This window comes from Gemmatimonadota bacterium (genome assembly GCA_040388625.1).
Taxonomy (GTDB): Bacteria; Gemmatimonadota; Gemmatimonadetes; order Gemmatimonadales; family Gemmatimonadaceae; genus Fen-1247.
In genome coordinates this window covers 251,415-266,021 of the sequence record JAZKBK010000002.1, presented here as the reverse complement: position 1 = coordinate 266,021, position 14,607 = coordinate 251,415, and the positions used below count along the sequence as shown (strand labels likewise).

The window sequence follows — 14,607 nt, the reverse complement described above, 5'->3', positions numbered from 1 at the left end:
GTGGGGACGGAACTGCCGGCGGACACAGTGCGAATAGCCACTGAGTATGACGCGGAAGGCAGAGTCAAGGACGTGACGCGTACCCGTGGCCCATCGCTCGGATACACGGATTCGTACTACCAGTACGACGCCGTCGGCAGGGTGAAGATAGCGTTCGAAGCGGTCAAGACGACACACTACACGTATGATCCCGCCGGTAACGTGATCTCGAAGAATGATGGCGAGCACGTCGTGACGATGAAGTACGATGCGCTGAACAGGATCGTGAACAAGTTCGTGCCGCTCGTTACCTACAGCTCGACGAGCTGCATGACGAGTCCGCTCATGACGGCCAACTTCACGGGTTACTGTTTCTTCAGCCTTCCGGATCGTGTGACGCTCGGCAACGCCTATGGTGCGGCGGCGTGCTTCTCCAGCGACACGGCAACCTACAGCTATGACGTGGCAGGAAACCTGATCCAGGCGGACAACGGCGACGCTCGCGTACGGCGCGGCTACTATCCCAACGGTCAGATCCAGTGGGACACGCTCAAGACGAGGCAGACCTATCGCGGGACTGCGGACGAGTGCGGTGGCATGGAGCCGGCGCCACCACCGATAGACTCTCTCGGCATCTGCGGTGACGAGGCGCATGGCTGGCGTCCGTGCAACATCACGATGTCGAAGTATGTGCTGCCGAAGGATCATGAACTGGCGTTGGGTGCAGCGCCACAACAACGGACATGGGCATCGTGGCTGCCGACTAACACCTCCGTCGCAGGCTTGTCCGTACACGGTCGGAATGCAGGTGATGAAGACGGAGACCACAGCGCAGGCGATGGAGGTGGTAATCCCGAGCCGTTGTTTAGTGCCAAGTCTCTGGCACACATGCTTGCAAGCTCGATGGCACCTGACAGCGAGTACTCGCACATCTACGGTCTGAGCTACGCGTACAACGACGACGGAGAGCGGAGCACGCTGCTGCATCCGACGGGTTACAATGTTCCGTCGCTGTGCTACACCGGACCGTGCACCGAGTCCTATACGTACAGCACCAGTACGGGCGAGCTCACCGGGATCACCGACATCCATGGCCTCTCGTACACGATCGACTACGATAACGCGGGCCGGGCATACAAGCTCACCTCACCTGGTAGCGTGACGGGTCCGGTGACGGATACCAAGCACTACGACGACGACGGCAACGTGACCTCCGTCGTGGTGGTGAGCAACATCGGTTTGTTGAGTGACAGCATGACCTATGACAACATGGGCCGGGTCAAGACTGGTCACTTCTCGGGAAGCGGAGTGTCGACCAATCCCACCGAAGATGTGACGATGATGTATCACGGCCTGGGCTCGGTGATCGGCATGGAGACCAACGCCAGCGGGAGCGTGGCGACCGAGGCGTTCACGGTGGACGCGCTGGGGAACAGGCTCAACAGCTGGCGTCTGCCGATGTCGTACAACGCTGCCGACCCCAATACGGCACGCGTGATGGATGTGAGCGCCAACGGGGAACTCATGACCGTGACGTCGCCCAAGAACGACAGCACGTACGCGACCTATCCCTACTTCTACCGTAAGGAGCTGGGCTACGACGGCGTGGGCAATCTCTCGACAGTGTTCACGAAGGAGCAGAACGCCTTCGGAACCGGCGGAGAGACCACGATGAACTATCCGATGAGTATGCCAGGAGTGACGCCGTTCTTTACAGGGTCCACGTCACAGTTCGCATTCGATGGAAGCATGAATGCAGATCTGGACGGAAGTGTAAACAGAATGATGGGGCCGACGGATAACTCGTCCAACTCATCCTTCCATTCACTCTTCTTCACCGATTCGATCTCCCAGACCGCAGAGGCGCACTTCTATGACGGAGACAACAAGCTCCGTCTCTTCAATCGTCACAATGGCCTGCTGCCGGTTCCAAGGACACCATATTTAGGCGAACCGCGGGAAGCCGGAGGTGGGCCCAACAGCTGGGACGATTTTGCTTGCTAGACTTCTCACCCCATGCTGTAATCGACCTATAGTGGACATAATGTAACCTTACGTTACATTGTATCCATAACCCGGTGGTTCAGGACGAAATGTAACGTCTAGTGAGGTCTTGTCCGTCCTATGATGCGCGATGCATTCGCCACAGTCCATGAGATAGCCCTCGATCAGTTCGGATATTTCACTACTGAGCAGGCGCGGGAGGCCGGCGTCAACCCGCACGCCGTACTTATGATGTGCCGGCGAGGCACCATCGAGCGGGTGGCGCAGGGGCTCTATCGCAACCCCCTCGTTCCAGCCTCTCCGCTCGGTCCTTACATGGCTGCGTCACTCTGGCCGCATGGCGCCCGCGGCGTCCTGTCGCACCAAACGGCTCTGGAACTCCTCGGAATCTCGGACGCCGATCCGGGCAAGATTCATCTCATCCTACCTACGACATTCCGTATCCGACGCGCTACGCCCGGCCAGTATGTCATTCATCACGCCGACCTCGCTCCGAGTGACGTGACCTCAGTCGAAAGCATCCCCGTGACCACGCCCGCGCGGGCGATCCGAGACTGCCATGCCGATCATACCAGCCTCGCTCTCCTCCACCAGGCAATCGAGGATGGCCTCGAAAGTGGGCGACTATCGCGGCGCGATGCGGCAACGCTCAGCCAAGAGTTATTTGCAGGGGATAGCTCTGAAAGGCTGGCACCTGCCGACACCAGCAGCTCCAACGATGGCCGCGATGGCTGATCCCACGAACGGGAAATCGCCCTCGCGAGAACCCTACCGGCCGCCCAAGCGCGTCCCGCCGCCCAATCACCGCGCGCTCCAAGACGCGGTCAACCGGTATGCTGAATATCACAGTCTCGCCCCAAATCGCGTGCAGCGCTGGGTGGCGTTCATGGTGCTGGGCGGCGCACTGAGCCGCTTTCAAGCCGAGGATCACGGGCCCGCATTTCTTGTGAAAGGTGGTGTATCGCTGGAGCTGCGCCTCCGACTCAAAGCGCGAGCAACCAAGGACTACGACACGGTCTTCCGCGGCGAGCGTGACAAGCTCCTCGATGCACTGGACGAAGCGTTCGCTACTCCGTACGAGGGCTTCACTTTCCGTGTAACCCGGCCGCATCAGATGACGCACATGACCCGGCTCGACATCAAGGTCGAGTACCAGGGGAAAACGTGGGCGTCTATTCAGATGGAGGTGTCTTCCTGGGAAGGGACACCGCTTCCACCAGAGGAAGTGCCCGCGATCAGTCTAGCGGATTTCGGCCTCATGGGCCCAGCGTCACTCCCATGCCTCCCACTAACCAAGCAGGTTGCGCAGAAGCTCCACGCAATGACGGAGATCCTCGCAAGTGGCCAGCCCAACGAGCGGGTACGTGACCTCCTCGATCTCTGGGTACTCCGCGACCTCGCTCCGCCCTCGTCGGTGCTCCGTCTGATCTGCGAGGAAACGTTCCGGCTCCGCCAGCGGCAGCCGTGGCCACCCGAGATAGTTGTGCCACCGCACTGGGAAGCGCCCTTCACTGAACTCGCTCGCTCACTCGAACTATCAATCGAAGACGCTGAAGACGCGGCAGCCGATGTCCGCTCATACGTGCAGCGAATTGTCGACACTACAGAGGCTACGGATGAACACACACGACATGCCGATGAGTGAATGACTCGCGAACCCCGTGAACCGACGTTGCGGTCCGCAAACCACGCCGTGCATTAAGCCTCCCGGGAGTGCCAGAGACGATGACCAGTTCCTAGCGTCCGGTTACTGTTCGGGAGTTCCCCCGATTTGACAGACTCGGGGTTTACGCTGCCACCTCGTGCTGTAGCGTTTGCATCTCGTAGTTCATTTCACACTTCGCTTCGTAGTCGGCAGGGCTGAGATAATCAATCGAGGAATGCCGACGCTCTCGATTGTACCACACTTCGATGTATTCGAAAAGAGATGCTCTGGCTTCTTCTCTCGTTTGCCACGCTGCGTCGTTGACCAGTTCCTTCTTCAGTGTGGCGAAGAAGCTCTCAGCCACAGCGTTGTCCCAGCAATCGCCCTTCCGGCTCATGCTGCACGTCATTCCGTTCTGATCAAGAATGTCTCGATAGTCCCCACAAGCGTACTGACTTCCGCGATCCGAATGATGCAGTACGCCAAGCTCCGGAGTGCGCTGCGACAGCGCCATCCTGAGCGCATCGAGTGTCAGCAATCTCTCCATCGTGTGCTTCATGCTCCATCCCACCACGCGCCTGGAAAACAGATCCAGGATCACTGCCAGATACAGCCACCCCTCGGCGGTCGGAATGTAGGTGATGTCACTCACCCATACCCTGTTCGGAGCGATGATGCCGGTCACACCGAATTTCCGATTCAGCACGTTCTCTGCGACCGGGTGCGCATGCGAAGAGTCGGTCGTCGTCACACGAAACTTCCGGGTCTGCTTGGCACGGATCTCATTCTCACGCATCAAACGCGCGACGCGCTTCTCGCCGACATGAATGCCCTGGCCTTTGAGCTCGCGATGCGCGCGCGGACTGCCGTAGCTCCTCCGACTCTTCCGGTGGACCGTTTGGATTCTAACGGTGAGATCCTGATCCACTCGTGCTCGTTCGCTCAGCTCACCTTCCCTGCGCATCATCCACGCGTAATACCCCGGCCTCGACACCTCGAGCACTCGGCACATCGAAAGTACCTTGAACTCGCTCGCGTGGTCGCTGATGAAGTTGTATCTCATCGCGATTCCCTGGCGAAGAGCGAAGCGAAGGCCGTCGCTTTTTTTAGGATCTCTCGCTCCTCGCGCAGGATCGCATTCTCACGACGTAAGCGACGCAACTCCTCGTCCTGGCTAGTGAGCTTACCATTTCCCGGAAATACATCCGCGACTGGAGCACCATCGCCGCTGTTCATCCGGCGCTTCCACGACCGCAGAACTTCCGCATTCATCCCCAGCTCGCGTGCTACTTCCGCCACGCTCCGGTCGCCAGCTGATGCCAGGCGAACCGCTTCTACCTTGAACTCCCGGCTAAATCGCCGGCGTGATTGCCGTCCTGATCTCGCTGCATCTTTGTCCGCCATTGAACACCTCCACTCTGAACTTATTCAGAGCTAACTTGGTGTCCATCAAACCGGGGGAATTCCAAATTCACCAAATGGCTAGTTGCGCAACCCTTTTTACATTCGCTCAGTTGTCACATGATGCCAAACAGCGTTCTCAGGGCGACATGAATTAGATCACTGTGGTTGGTGAGTCGATGGGTAAGTGGCAGCGTGGCTGGCCATGGCCGGACGATGCGACAGGCTGATACGCAGTACGGCTTTGCAGAAGTACGCGTCTCATCTGAAAGGTAGGCCGATGCTGTTGCGGCACCTCCGGCGTACCCTGGTTAGGCGAAGTCGGCGCAACGGTAATTTTCGCCTCGCCGGCCCTTCTTCATTGGGATGCGCTCCCGAGCAGCTGGCACTCGCTGGCTGATTGTCACCCATTATTCATCGAGCCGCATTCCCTGTCGCGTAACGATCAGGTGCGCGTTGCGGAATGCAGTAGTATATCTCTGGTTCAGTAACGAGGCCGATCCAACATGGGACTCAAACGTTTGGCGAATTTCAACGACCCTGCGTCGCTCGCCAGTCGCATGCGCCGTAAAAGGTTCGCGTTGTTCCGCGGGTTGATAGAGAAACTCCCACGAGGGTCGTCGGTGCTTGACGTCGGCGGAACTCCACAATTCTGGGAAGGCGAGACGCTTGTGACGACTGGTGCGATTAGCGTCACGATTGTCAACCTGGAGTCCTACGTTTCTGCAAACCAGGCAATCAAGCAACTGGCCTGCGACGCCCGAGACATGCACATGTTTGCCGACAATGCATTCGACGCGGTTTTTTCGAACTCCGTCATCGAGCACGTCGGATCACTCGGCGATCAGGAGAGGATGGCTGAAGAGGTCCAGCGGGTGGCTCCGCGATATTTCGTTCAGACGCCCAACCGCTACTTCCCCCTGGAGCCGCACTTCCTCCTACCTCTGTTTCAGTTCTACCCGCGGCGCCTGCAGGTGGAACTGTTGCGCCGACACGATCTGGGATGGATGCATCGGCAACCGGACTACCGGGATGCGCTCCGCGAGGTGTCGCAGATTCGACTTCTCAATAGCAGTGAGATGAAATCACTATTTCCCGGTGCATTGTTGTATCGCGAGCGACTTGGTGGACTCACAAAGTCATTGGTGGTATACCGGGGCTGGTAGTGACAGTTCAGGAGACACGAGCGCGAACTATCAGAAACTCGGGTTGCTCGAGCAGCCGGCGGTACGCGTCCGGATCGATGAGTCGAAAGGCCTCTGTCGGTGTCGGCTCGACAAGCCGCTCGATCACGAACCCAACGTCGGTGAGCGCCGACGCTACCTCGATGGGAAGTGGGGTCAGATACCGTCTTGAAAAGCAAGGCCTGACCTTCCCCCACTGATCGGCCCAATCTTAGGCTTACAGTCCGGTTTGGTGGTCTTGTCCCCAGTCTTCGTTCCTATCGATTGCGCGCCGAAATCACGCCTCGTACCTGATCCAGCAAAATGTTCTGCGCGCGCAGCGCGACCATCATGTGGTACATCAGATCTGCTGCTTCTTCCGTCGCGCGATCGCGGTCTTCATCAGCGAGCGCAAGCACCAGCTCGGCGGTTTCCTCGCCGAGCTTCTTGAGTCGCAGATTGCGATCAGCGAGCAACTTCCTCGTATAGCTCTCACCGTCCGCATTCTGTGCACGAGACTCGATCACCGACGCGAGCCCGGTGAGCGCATCTCCATTCGCCGGTTGATCGAAGCATGAGATTGTGCCGTTGTGACATGCCGGACCGGCCGCTCTCACACGGGCGAGAATTGCATCGCCATCACAATCAGGCGTAAGCGATACCACATGCTGCACGTTTCCGCTCGTAGCACCCTTGTGCCACAGCCCGCGCGAGCGGGAGCGATAGTGCATCTCACCAGTCTCGACGGTCTTTTCAAATGCCTCACGATCCATGTGCGCGACCATCAGCACCGCACCGGTCACCGCGTCCTGCGTCACCACCGTGACGAGACCGCCGCCCTTGCTGAAATCCAGATCGCCGACTGTCATGATGCTGCAACCAGCAGGTCCCGCACCGGCCCGGCCAGAGCAGCGTTGGTGGCGATGATGTCACCGCCGAAGGCCGTGGCTGTGCCACTCCAATCCGTGAACGAGCCGCCAGCTTCGGTAACTATTGGATAGAGCGCAGCCGAATCCCACGGTGCTACCACGTCGTCGACCATCACGTCGGCTCGCCCGGTTGCAAGCAGAAGATACCCGTAGCAGTCGCCCCACGTGCGCGATACGCTGGCCTGCGCGGCGAGCCGCCGCCATGCAGTTGCGCGTTCAGGGCGCCCTTCGAACCGATCATCGGTTATCGCGATGGTAGATTCGGCGATCGTTGCGGTCGATGATACGCTGCAGCGCACACCGTTCCAGAAGCATCCCTCCCCTGCTGCCGCAGCCACAGTCTCGGCGACCGCCGGAAAATATGCGCACCCCGCGAGCACGGATTCTCCTTCGGTGACGGCGATGAGCGTTCCCCATAGTGGAACTCTTCTGATGAAACTCCTGGTCCCATCGATCGGATCGAGAATCCAGCGTCTCCGCGCGGTTGGACGCACATCGCCGAACTCCTCGCCCAGAATCCCGTCTTCAGGAAACCGCTTCTCGATCCACGCGCGAGCGCGCTCCTCTGCACCGCGATCAGCGACAGTCACGGGAGATCCATCGTGCTTCACATCTACAGTGAGTGACTTGCCATAGTGCGACATCGCAAAGTCGCCTGCAATGCGCGCAAGCTCGGTAACGGCATCAAGATATGATTCGCTCACGCAGCATCTCTCACAGGCAATAGTGACTCTCTCATGTATGTCTTGAGCTCGGATACGGTCGTCGTACCGTCATGCAGGATACCAGCAACCAGCGCCGCATCCGCGTGCCCCGATTGAATGACGTCCACTACGTCATGCGCAGAACCCGCACCGCCGGATGCAATAACGGGCACGCTCACGGCGTCCGCGACGGCGCAGGTCAGGTCGATATCGTATCCATCACGAGATCCGTCACGATCGATGCTCGTCAGAAGGATCTCGCCTGCACCGAGCCTCTCGCACTCGCGCGCCCACTCAATGGCGTCAAGTCCGGTTGCGGTGCGTCCGCCATGGGTGACCACGCGCCAGGATCCGTCGATCAGTCTGGCGTCTATGCTGGACACGACACATTGAGCACCGAACATCGCCGACGCCTCGCTGAGCACTTCCGGATTCCGTACGGCGGCAGAATTGATTGCCACCTTGTCCGCGCCCGCGCGCAGCACCTGAGCCACGTCAGCCGCGCCTCGCACTCCACCACCGATGGTAAGCGGAATGAACAGCTTCTCGGCGGTTCGCCGCGCCACATCCAGCAGCGTACCGCGCCCTTCGACACTCGCCGAGATATCCAGAAAGACTATCTCATCGGCGCCTTCCGCTTCGTATCGAGCAGCCAACTCGACTGGATCACCAACGTCGCGAAGATTCACAAAGCGCGTTCCCTTCACCACCCGGCCGTCCCTGACGTCGAGACACACGATCAGTCTGCGCGTGAGAGTCACTTCACGTCCAGCGAAACGGAACCCTTGGTGCTGAATACGGCGCCAGCTCCAGTGTCGATCATCGCCTTGCGAATCGCCAAACCGAGAGCCTTGAACGCAGCTTCAACAATGTGGTGCCGGTCGACGCCGCGCAGGACACGAATGTGGATCGTCGCCTTCGCATTGTCCGCGAAGGAACGCATCCAGTGATCGTACAGACCACTCGGCACCGGCCCTCTATAATAGGGACGGCCACCCATATCTACGCACGCCTGAACCAGCGCCTCATCCATCGGAATGGTACAATCGCCGTAGCGTGCCGCGGACGGTTTGATAACGTCAGCGATCGCCGAGCCCATCGCGATCGCCACATCCTCGATGGTGTGATGTCTCAGATCGCCAGTCGCGCGCAAGGTCACGTCGAGGCCCGAGTAGCGTGCGAACGTAACCATCATGTGATCCAGAAACGGAACACCGGTTGCAACGTCACCCTTCCCTTCTCCACGCTGAACCTCGAGCCGGATCTGCGTCTCGCGCGTCTTGCGCTCCACCACTGTTCTTTCACTCATTCGGCAAACTCCTCAGCAACGGCTCCTGGATCGATAGCGCCCGTATATAGCGCCATCCCTATGACAACTGATGCCACTCCCCGGTCCTCGAGTGCACGTAGATCACCGATCGTGCCTATACCGCCGCTGGCACACACCGGATGCTCGCTCTCCTCCACCACATCTTCCATGAGAGAGAGATCGGTTCCTTCCATGAGACCTTCCTTGTGCACGGCCGTGACCATTACACCGGCCAGCGGAAGTGCGTTGAGCTCCTCAATGAAATCCAGCACGTAACGGTCCGATGTACGCGTCCAGCCTCTCGTGACGACATGCCGGTCGCGTACATCGGCGGCTACGATCAACGTACCCGGAAATGCTTCCGCCATGTCACCGAGCCAGTTGGCGCTCTCGACCGCCTTCGTACCAAGAACCACGCGTTGCGCGCCATCCCGAAGCAGCGACTCGATTCGATCTTCATCGCGTACGCCGCCGCCCACCTGTGCTTCCATTGAAGTTGCGCGCAACACCTCACGGATCATCTCCGCGTTGTTGCCGCGTCCGGTCGCCGCGTCGAGGTCGACGACATGCAGACGGCGAAAGCCCGCAAACTCCCACTTATGCGCGACGCCGGGAGGGTCATCCAGCCTCACCTGCTCCGCGTCATACGAACCGCCAACGAGCTGAACGCACGCTCCATCGCGAATGTCTATCGCTGGTATCGCGATCATCGAATCACTCCGTTGACGAAGTCTCGCACGAAGCTGACTCCCGCCCGGGAGCTCTTCTCGGGATGGAACTGCACCCCGACAGTGTTGGCGACAGTCACGACCGAAGCGAATCGGTCGCGTTCATGGGTCGTATATGCCGTGATACAGTCGTCATCATCCGGTTCGCATACATAGCTGTTCGCGAAATATGCAACCTGCGGCAGCGCTTCATCGAGCGATTCGACTTCATTCCATCCAATCTGGGGAATCCTCCTCGCTCTGAGCCTGCGCACGTGGCCTGGTATGACGCCGAGTCCTGTGCCAGGTCCCTCCTCGCTGTCGTCGAAGAGCAGCTGCATCCCGAGACAGATGCAGAGAGTCGGTAAACCGGCGAGGATCGCATCGCGCATCGCGGGAGCACCGGATGCAAGCCTGCCAGCCGCATTGGTGAAGGCCCCCACCCCGGGCAGAACCAGCGCGTCAGTTTCCAGCGCTTCCTCTGGGTCGGTCTGCATTCGCACTTCGACATCGCCCCCGATGTCCAGAGCCTTCAGCAGCGAATGCATGTTGCCGGCGCCGTAGTCGAAGACGGTGATGATTGTCTTCCCGTTCATATAGCGCACTCCTGCAATGCGGCGATGCATTCTTCCAGCAGCTGCCACGGGCCAACCGATATGCGCAAGGCGTCTCCGATATTGGGTAGCGCAACGAATGGCCGAACGGCGATGCCGCGCGTACGCAACTGCCGATCGAGCTCCGCTGCATTCCTGACAGGGACCAGCACGAAGTTGCTGTCACTTGGCAACGGCTCCAACCCAATCGCCATGAGCGATTCTCGCAATCGGTCGCGATTCACAATGGCATCCCGAACGTGGCGATCGACCCAGGCACGGTCTGCCGTGAGAGCTGCAACTGCTGCGTGTTGAGCGATCGCATTCACCTTGTATGGTCCGCGCGATTTCTCTATCTCCGCTACCAGCTCCGGATCACCCAGCGCATAACCAACCCGAAGACCGGCCAGGCCGAACGCCTTGGATAACGTGCGCGTGATCACGACACGGGGAAACCGCGCCAGCAAATCCAGACAGTTCCAGCCCGCGAACTCGGCGTATGCTTCATCGATGATCACGATACCCGTAACACCAGAGGCGACCCGTTCGATCGCGTCGCGCGAGAAGGATGCACCGGTAGGGTTGTTCGGCGAACACAGGTAACTAATAATCGCGTTTGTCTCGATGTATCGCTGGACGTCCGCATCGTACTGTGCTGTAAGCGGAATCGGCGCGCCGACGAGGCCGTTCATCCGAGCGAAGATGGGAATCATCGCGAACGAGGGATCGGGATAAGCAACAACATCACCCGGCTCACCAAACGCGCGGATCGCGGAGTCAAGTACGTCGTCCGAGCCGCATCCGGTCACCACCATCTCAGGTGCCACTCCTGCATAATCTGCGATCGCCTGCTTCACATCCGCCGCGTACAACGCCGGATAACGCGTGATCGTGCCCGACGCGGCATCTGTAATCGCACTCAGAGCAGCCGGAGGAACACCCCAGAGGTTGGTATTGTCGCTGAGATCTATAGCTGCCGGCGCACGGTTCGGGGCATACAGCGAAATGGACCTGTAGCTTTCGCGTGTCACTGTGCCGCTCCGACGGACATCCACTGTCGTGCTGCCGCGGCGTGCGCAGGCAAACCCTCCGCATCTGCGAATACTCCAACGTCTTCCGTCAAACCCTTCGCGACGGCAGGATCGATCACCTGGTATGTCGTCCAGCGCATGAAGTCGAGCACCGACAGACCCGAGTAGGAGCGTGCAAGCCCACCCGTCGGAAGAACGTGATTGGCGCCGGTCATGTAATCACCAAACGCAACGGAGCTGCGCTCGCCGACAAATATCGTCCCCGCGTTACGGCAGCGCGGAAGCAGCTCGCGTGCATTCGCTACCGCGAGAAGCAGATGCTCCGGCGCGAAAGAGTTGCTGAAAGCGATCGCCTCGTCGACGTCCGCCGCGCACAATACCGCGCCGCGCGTTCGTAGCGACTCTTCGATGACCTCGCGCCTGGTCTGCGCCGAAGTCGCGCCGACGAGCCGCTCGACAATACAGTCCGCGACACTCTGCCCGATGGCAACGACCACGACAACCGCACGTGGATCGTGCTCTGCCTGAGCCAGCGCCTCCCGTACCACCACGTCAGCGTCGGAAGTCGCGTCAGCGATTACGAGCAGCTCGCTCGGGCCAGCCGGCGAGTCGATCGCAACAACACCCGCTACCTGGAGCTTGGCCTCGGCAACATATGCGTTTCCAGGCCCGACTATCCGATCCACGCCTGGGACGGTCTCCGTTCCATACGCCATCGCGCCAATTGCCCCTGCCCCGCCGAGTGCGAATACTCGGTCGACGTTCGCAAGCTCGGCGGCCGCAAGAACTACCGCGGACGGAAGTCCTGACGGACCAGGCGGCGAGCAAAGGATCAGTTCACGCACGCCGGCTACCCGGGCTGGGACTGCCCCCATCAAGACACTGCTTGGATAGGCGGCACGCCCCCCTGGCGCATAGATGCCGACTCTATCGATAGGATCCGGCCGGCGCCCGACGAGGATACCCGGTTCGGGCGACGTCTCCGAGGTCGTTGGGAGGAAGGCCCGCTGCACGGATTCGAGATTCCGGATGCTTCGCTCCATCGCCCCGACGAGACTGCGATCGAGGGAGTCGAGAGCAGCCCGCCAGGCTGGGCGAGCGATCTCGAAGGCGGCCATATGGACTCCATCGAAGTCCCTCGCCATCTCAGACAGGGCCTTGTCACCGCGGAGCCTGACTGCATCAAGGAGTGCTGCCGTCGCGACCGCAACCGCATCACCTGACGAAGAGCTACGCGAGAAAAGCGTTTTTTTAGAGCTATCTGTGAGGCTGGATATACGCTCTGTTAGCCAAACTTTACGCAAGTTAGGATCGCTTATCATCGCATCAGTCTCTCGATGCGAGTTACGAGAATCCCTTCTCCCCCGATTGCCTTCAAATCCGCAATAGTTCGATATATCGCAGACGCGGCCACGACCGCGTGAACGGCGACATGTCTGCCTCCGTCGAGGACGTCGATTACGGTAGGGCCGTTGAGTCCTGGAAGGACCTGACGGACTTCGTCGAGACGGTCTCGTGGCACATTGGCCATGAGGTAGCGCTGGCCGCGTGCAGAGGTCACTGACTCGAGTGCCGTACACAGCTCCTGCAGAGCCGTTTCCTTGGCAGCGGGCCAGGCGGTCCGATTCTCGGCGACGACCAGCTGGGCCGTGGACTGCATTATGGTGCCGATCTCTCGCAGACCGTTGGTCTTGAGGGTGGATCCCGTGGAGACCAGGTCCACGATGACGTCAGCGATGCCAAGGTGAGGCGCGATCTCGGCGGCGCCCGAGATCGGCACTATCTCGAGATCGAGCCCAGCCTCGGCGCAAAAGCGTGCCGTGATGTTGGGGAATGCCGTTGCAACCCGGGACCGCGGCGGTAATTGGCAGAAATCATCGACTCCGCTTTCCTCCCGGGCGGCCATGGAGAGGCGGCATTTTCCGAATCCGAGGTCGAGTCTGGAGACCACACCGCGCCTGTTCTCGGCGATGAGGTCCAGCCCTGTAACTCCTGCGTCTGCGGCGCCGTCGGACACGAACTCAGGGATATCCTGGGCCCGAACGAAGATTGCCTCGAAGTCTGCGCCGAGTGAGGCCTTGAGGGCTCGATCGCTGGAAGCGCGGACTTCGAGGCCTGCGTCGGTGAAAAGATCGCGCGTATCCTGGGCCAGACGCCCCTTGTTCGGAAGCGCGATCCGGAGGACCGGGGGGATCAGGGTGCGGGAAGCCAATGGTTCGAGCTGGAATTCAGCCGGGGTCATTTGAGTGTGAAATAGGAGAAGATTGGACTGGAAAACAAAAAAGCCCGTCCAGAAGGACGGGCCGGAGATCGCGGATGGTATGGCTGGTCAGCCCATCACGTGCGACAAAATCCCCGGTCCGTCAGGACATGGAGATGATGAGCATGGTGGGTTGCGGTACGGGCCATGCCTTCAATGTGGTCGGAGACGGATTTGTTGTCAACATTGAATTAGGCGCGGTTTGTGAATAGTTTCACAATGCTCGGCGAGAGCGCTCGTCGGGCGCACTTATCTAGGAGAATGAAGCAGATGCGGTATTTCGGTTTTACTGCAATAGCGGCTAGCGCCTTGATGCTTGCCGCATGCGGCGGTGGCGAGAAGGCTGCCGACACGACGGCTGCTGCGACCACCCCAGCAACTGATACAACTGCGGCTGCGGCCGCGGGTTCGACCTCGACTGCCGCGGCACCAGCAGCTGGTGCTGTTGCGGCGGCCCCGATCACCGGTACGATCCACGATGTGAAGATGATCGGCGACGCGAAGGGCTATCGTTTTGAGCCAGCCGCGATCACGATCAAGGAAGGCGACGGGATCCGCTACACCAACGTCAGCGGTGGCCCACACGACGTTGCATTCGATCCAGCTCTGATTCCTGCGGCGGTCAAGCCGCAGCTATCTGCGAACATGCCCGATCAGATGAGCGATCTCGCTGGCAAGCTCCTGGTTCAGCCGAATGAGACCTACACGATCTCGTTCGCGAAGATTCCGCCGGGCACGTACGAGGCGCACTGCACGCCGCACCTCGCAATGGGTATGAAGCAGGCCATCACGGTTCAGTAGTACCGACTGCGATCTCGCATCTCACCGGCTGCCCTGGAGCTGAACTTGCTCCGGGGCAGCCGGTTCGTTTTGTTTGGCGTA

General features: G+C 59.8%; 13 protein-coding genes and 1 pseudogene. 4 read left to right on the top strand and 10 right to left on the bottom strand.

From position 1 onward, the window contains the following. Window positions 1–27: 27 nt before the first annotated feature. Window positions 28–1,983, top strand: coding sequence for a hypothetical protein (locus V4529_04875; protein MES2357657.1), 1,956 nt, complete (start codon window positions 28–30; stop codon window positions 1,981–1,983). 559 nt (window positions 1,984–2,542) lie between these two features. Beyond that, window positions 2,543–3,628, top strand: a complete 1,086-nt coding sequence (locus V4529_04870; protein MES2357656.1) for a nucleotidyl transferase AbiEii/AbiGii toxin family protein — start codon at window positions 2,543–2,545, stop codon at window positions 3,626–3,628. A gap of 142 nt (window positions 3,629–3,770) precedes the next feature. On the opposite strand, the pseudogene V4529_04865 reads toward V4529_04870, so the two are convergent. Beyond that, window positions 3,771–5,032 (bottom strand): annotated as a pseudogene (locus tag V4529_04865) (IS3 family transposase). A gap of 503 nt (window positions 5,033–5,535) precedes the next feature. Between V4529_04865 and V4529_04860 the strand changes: the two are divergent. Next, complete coding sequence (locus V4529_04860) at window positions 5,536–6,195, top strand: class I SAM-dependent methyltransferase (protein MES2357655.1); 660 nt, start codon at window positions 5,536–5,538, stop codon at window positions 6,193–6,195. Between the two features lie 275 nt (window positions 6,196–6,470). On the opposite strand, the gene hisIE is transcribed toward V4529_04860, so the two are convergent. The 9 genes from hisIE to hisG are packed head-to-tail and all read right to left on the bottom strand — an operon-like array spanning window position 6,471 to window position 13,707. Beyond that, window positions 6,471–7,064, bottom strand: a complete 594-nt coding sequence (gene hisIE / locus V4529_04855; protein ID MES2357654.1) for a bifunctional phosphoribosyl-AMP cyclohydrolase/phosphoribosyl-ATP diphosphatase HisIE — start codon at window positions 7,062–7,064, stop codon at window positions 6,471–6,473. After that, window positions 7,058–7,825, bottom strand: a complete 768-nt coding sequence (hisN, locus tag V4529_04850) for a histidinol-phosphatase (GenBank protein MES2357653.1) — start codon at window positions 7,823–7,825, stop codon at window positions 7,058–7,060. Before hisN ends, hisIE begins: the two co-directional genes overlap by 7 nt. Then, window positions 7,822–8,586: an imidazole glycerol phosphate synthase subunit HisF gene (hisF, locus tag V4529_04845; GenBank protein ID MES2357652.1), complete on the bottom strand. Its 765-nt coding sequence runs from the start codon at window positions 8,584–8,586 to the stop codon at window positions 7,822–7,824. The genes hisN and hisF overlap by 4 nt, the downstream gene beginning before the upstream one ends. After that, complete coding sequence (locus V4529_04840; GenBank protein MES2357651.1) at window positions 8,583–9,134, bottom strand: imidazoleglycerol-phosphate dehydratase; 552 nt, start codon at window positions 9,132–9,134, stop codon at window positions 8,583–8,585. Before V4529_04840 ends, hisF begins: the two co-directional genes overlap by 4 nt. Continuing rightward, window positions 9,131–9,844, bottom strand: a complete 714-nt coding sequence (locus tag V4529_04835) for a 1-(5-phosphoribosyl)-5-[(5-phosphoribosylamino)methylideneamino] imidazole-4-carboxamide isomerase (protein MES2357650.1) — start codon at window positions 9,842–9,844, stop codon at window positions 9,131–9,133. Before V4529_04835 ends, V4529_04840 begins: the two co-directional genes overlap by 4 nt. Continuing rightward, window positions 9,841–10,437, bottom strand: coding sequence for an imidazole glycerol phosphate synthase subunit HisH (gene hisH, locus V4529_04830; GenBank protein ID MES2357649.1), 597 nt, complete (start codon window positions 10,435–10,437; stop codon window positions 9,841–9,843). The genes V4529_04835 and hisH overlap by 4 nt, the downstream gene beginning before the upstream one ends. Further along, window positions 10,434–11,465: a histidinol-phosphate transaminase gene (gene hisC, locus V4529_04825; GenBank protein ID MES2357648.1), complete on the bottom strand. Its 1,032-nt coding sequence runs from the start codon at window positions 11,463–11,465 to the stop codon at window positions 10,434–10,436. The genes hisH and hisC overlap by 4 nt, the downstream gene beginning before the upstream one ends. Next, on the bottom strand, window positions 11,462–12,787 hold the full coding sequence (gene hisD / locus V4529_04820) for a histidinol dehydrogenase (GenBank protein MES2357647.1): 1,326 nt from the start codon (window positions 12,785–12,787) through the stop codon (window positions 11,462–11,464). The genes hisC and hisD overlap by 4 nt, the downstream gene beginning before the upstream one ends. After that, a complete protein-coding gene (gene hisG / locus V4529_04815) occupies window positions 12,784–13,707 on the bottom strand; it encodes an ATP phosphoribosyltransferase (protein ID MES2357646.1) in 924 nt (307 codons plus the stop codon). Before hisG ends, hisD begins: the two co-directional genes overlap by 4 nt. Before the next feature lie 279 nt (window positions 13,708–13,986). On the opposite strand from hisG, the gene V4529_04810 reads away from it, so the two are divergent. Then, window positions 13,987–14,526, top strand: coding sequence for a plastocyanin/azurin family copper-binding protein (locus V4529_04810; GenBank protein MES2357645.1), 540 nt, complete (start codon window positions 13,987–13,989; stop codon window positions 14,524–14,526). Window positions 14,527–14,607 lie beyond the last annotated feature (81 nt).

Bases quoted from the DNA above. Each gene is read 5' to 3' on its own strand.
- V4529_04870 (MES2357656.1), top strand. From the start codon at position 2,543: ATGCCGATCATACCAGCCTCGCTCTCCTCCACCAGGCAATCGAGGATG.
- V4529_04860 (MES2357655.1), top strand. From the start codon at position 5,536: ATGGGACTCAAACGTTTGGCGAATTTCAACGACCCTGCGTCGCTCGCC.
- V4529_04840 (MES2357651.1), bottom strand. From the start codon at position 9,134: ATGAGTGAAAGAACAGTGGTGGAGCGCAAGACGCGCGAGACGCAGATC.
- V4529_04810 (MES2357645.1), top strand. From the start codon at position 13,987: ATGAAGCAGATGCGGTATTTCGGTTTTACTGCAATAGCGGCTAGCGCC.
- hisD (MES2357647.1), bottom strand. From the start codon at position 12,787: ATGATAAGCGATCCTAACTTGCGTAAAGTTTGGCTAACAGAGCGTATA.
- V4529_04835 (MES2357650.1), bottom strand. From the start codon at position 9,844: ATGATCGCGATACCAGCGATAGACATTCGCGATGGAGCGTGCGTTCAG.
- hisG (MES2357646.1), bottom strand. From the start codon at position 13,707: ATGACCCCGGCTGAATTCCAGCTCGAACCATTGGCTTCCCGCACCCTG.
- hisH (MES2357649.1), bottom strand. From the start codon at position 10,437: ATGAACGGGAAGACAATCATCACCGTCTTCGACTACGGCGCCGGCAAC.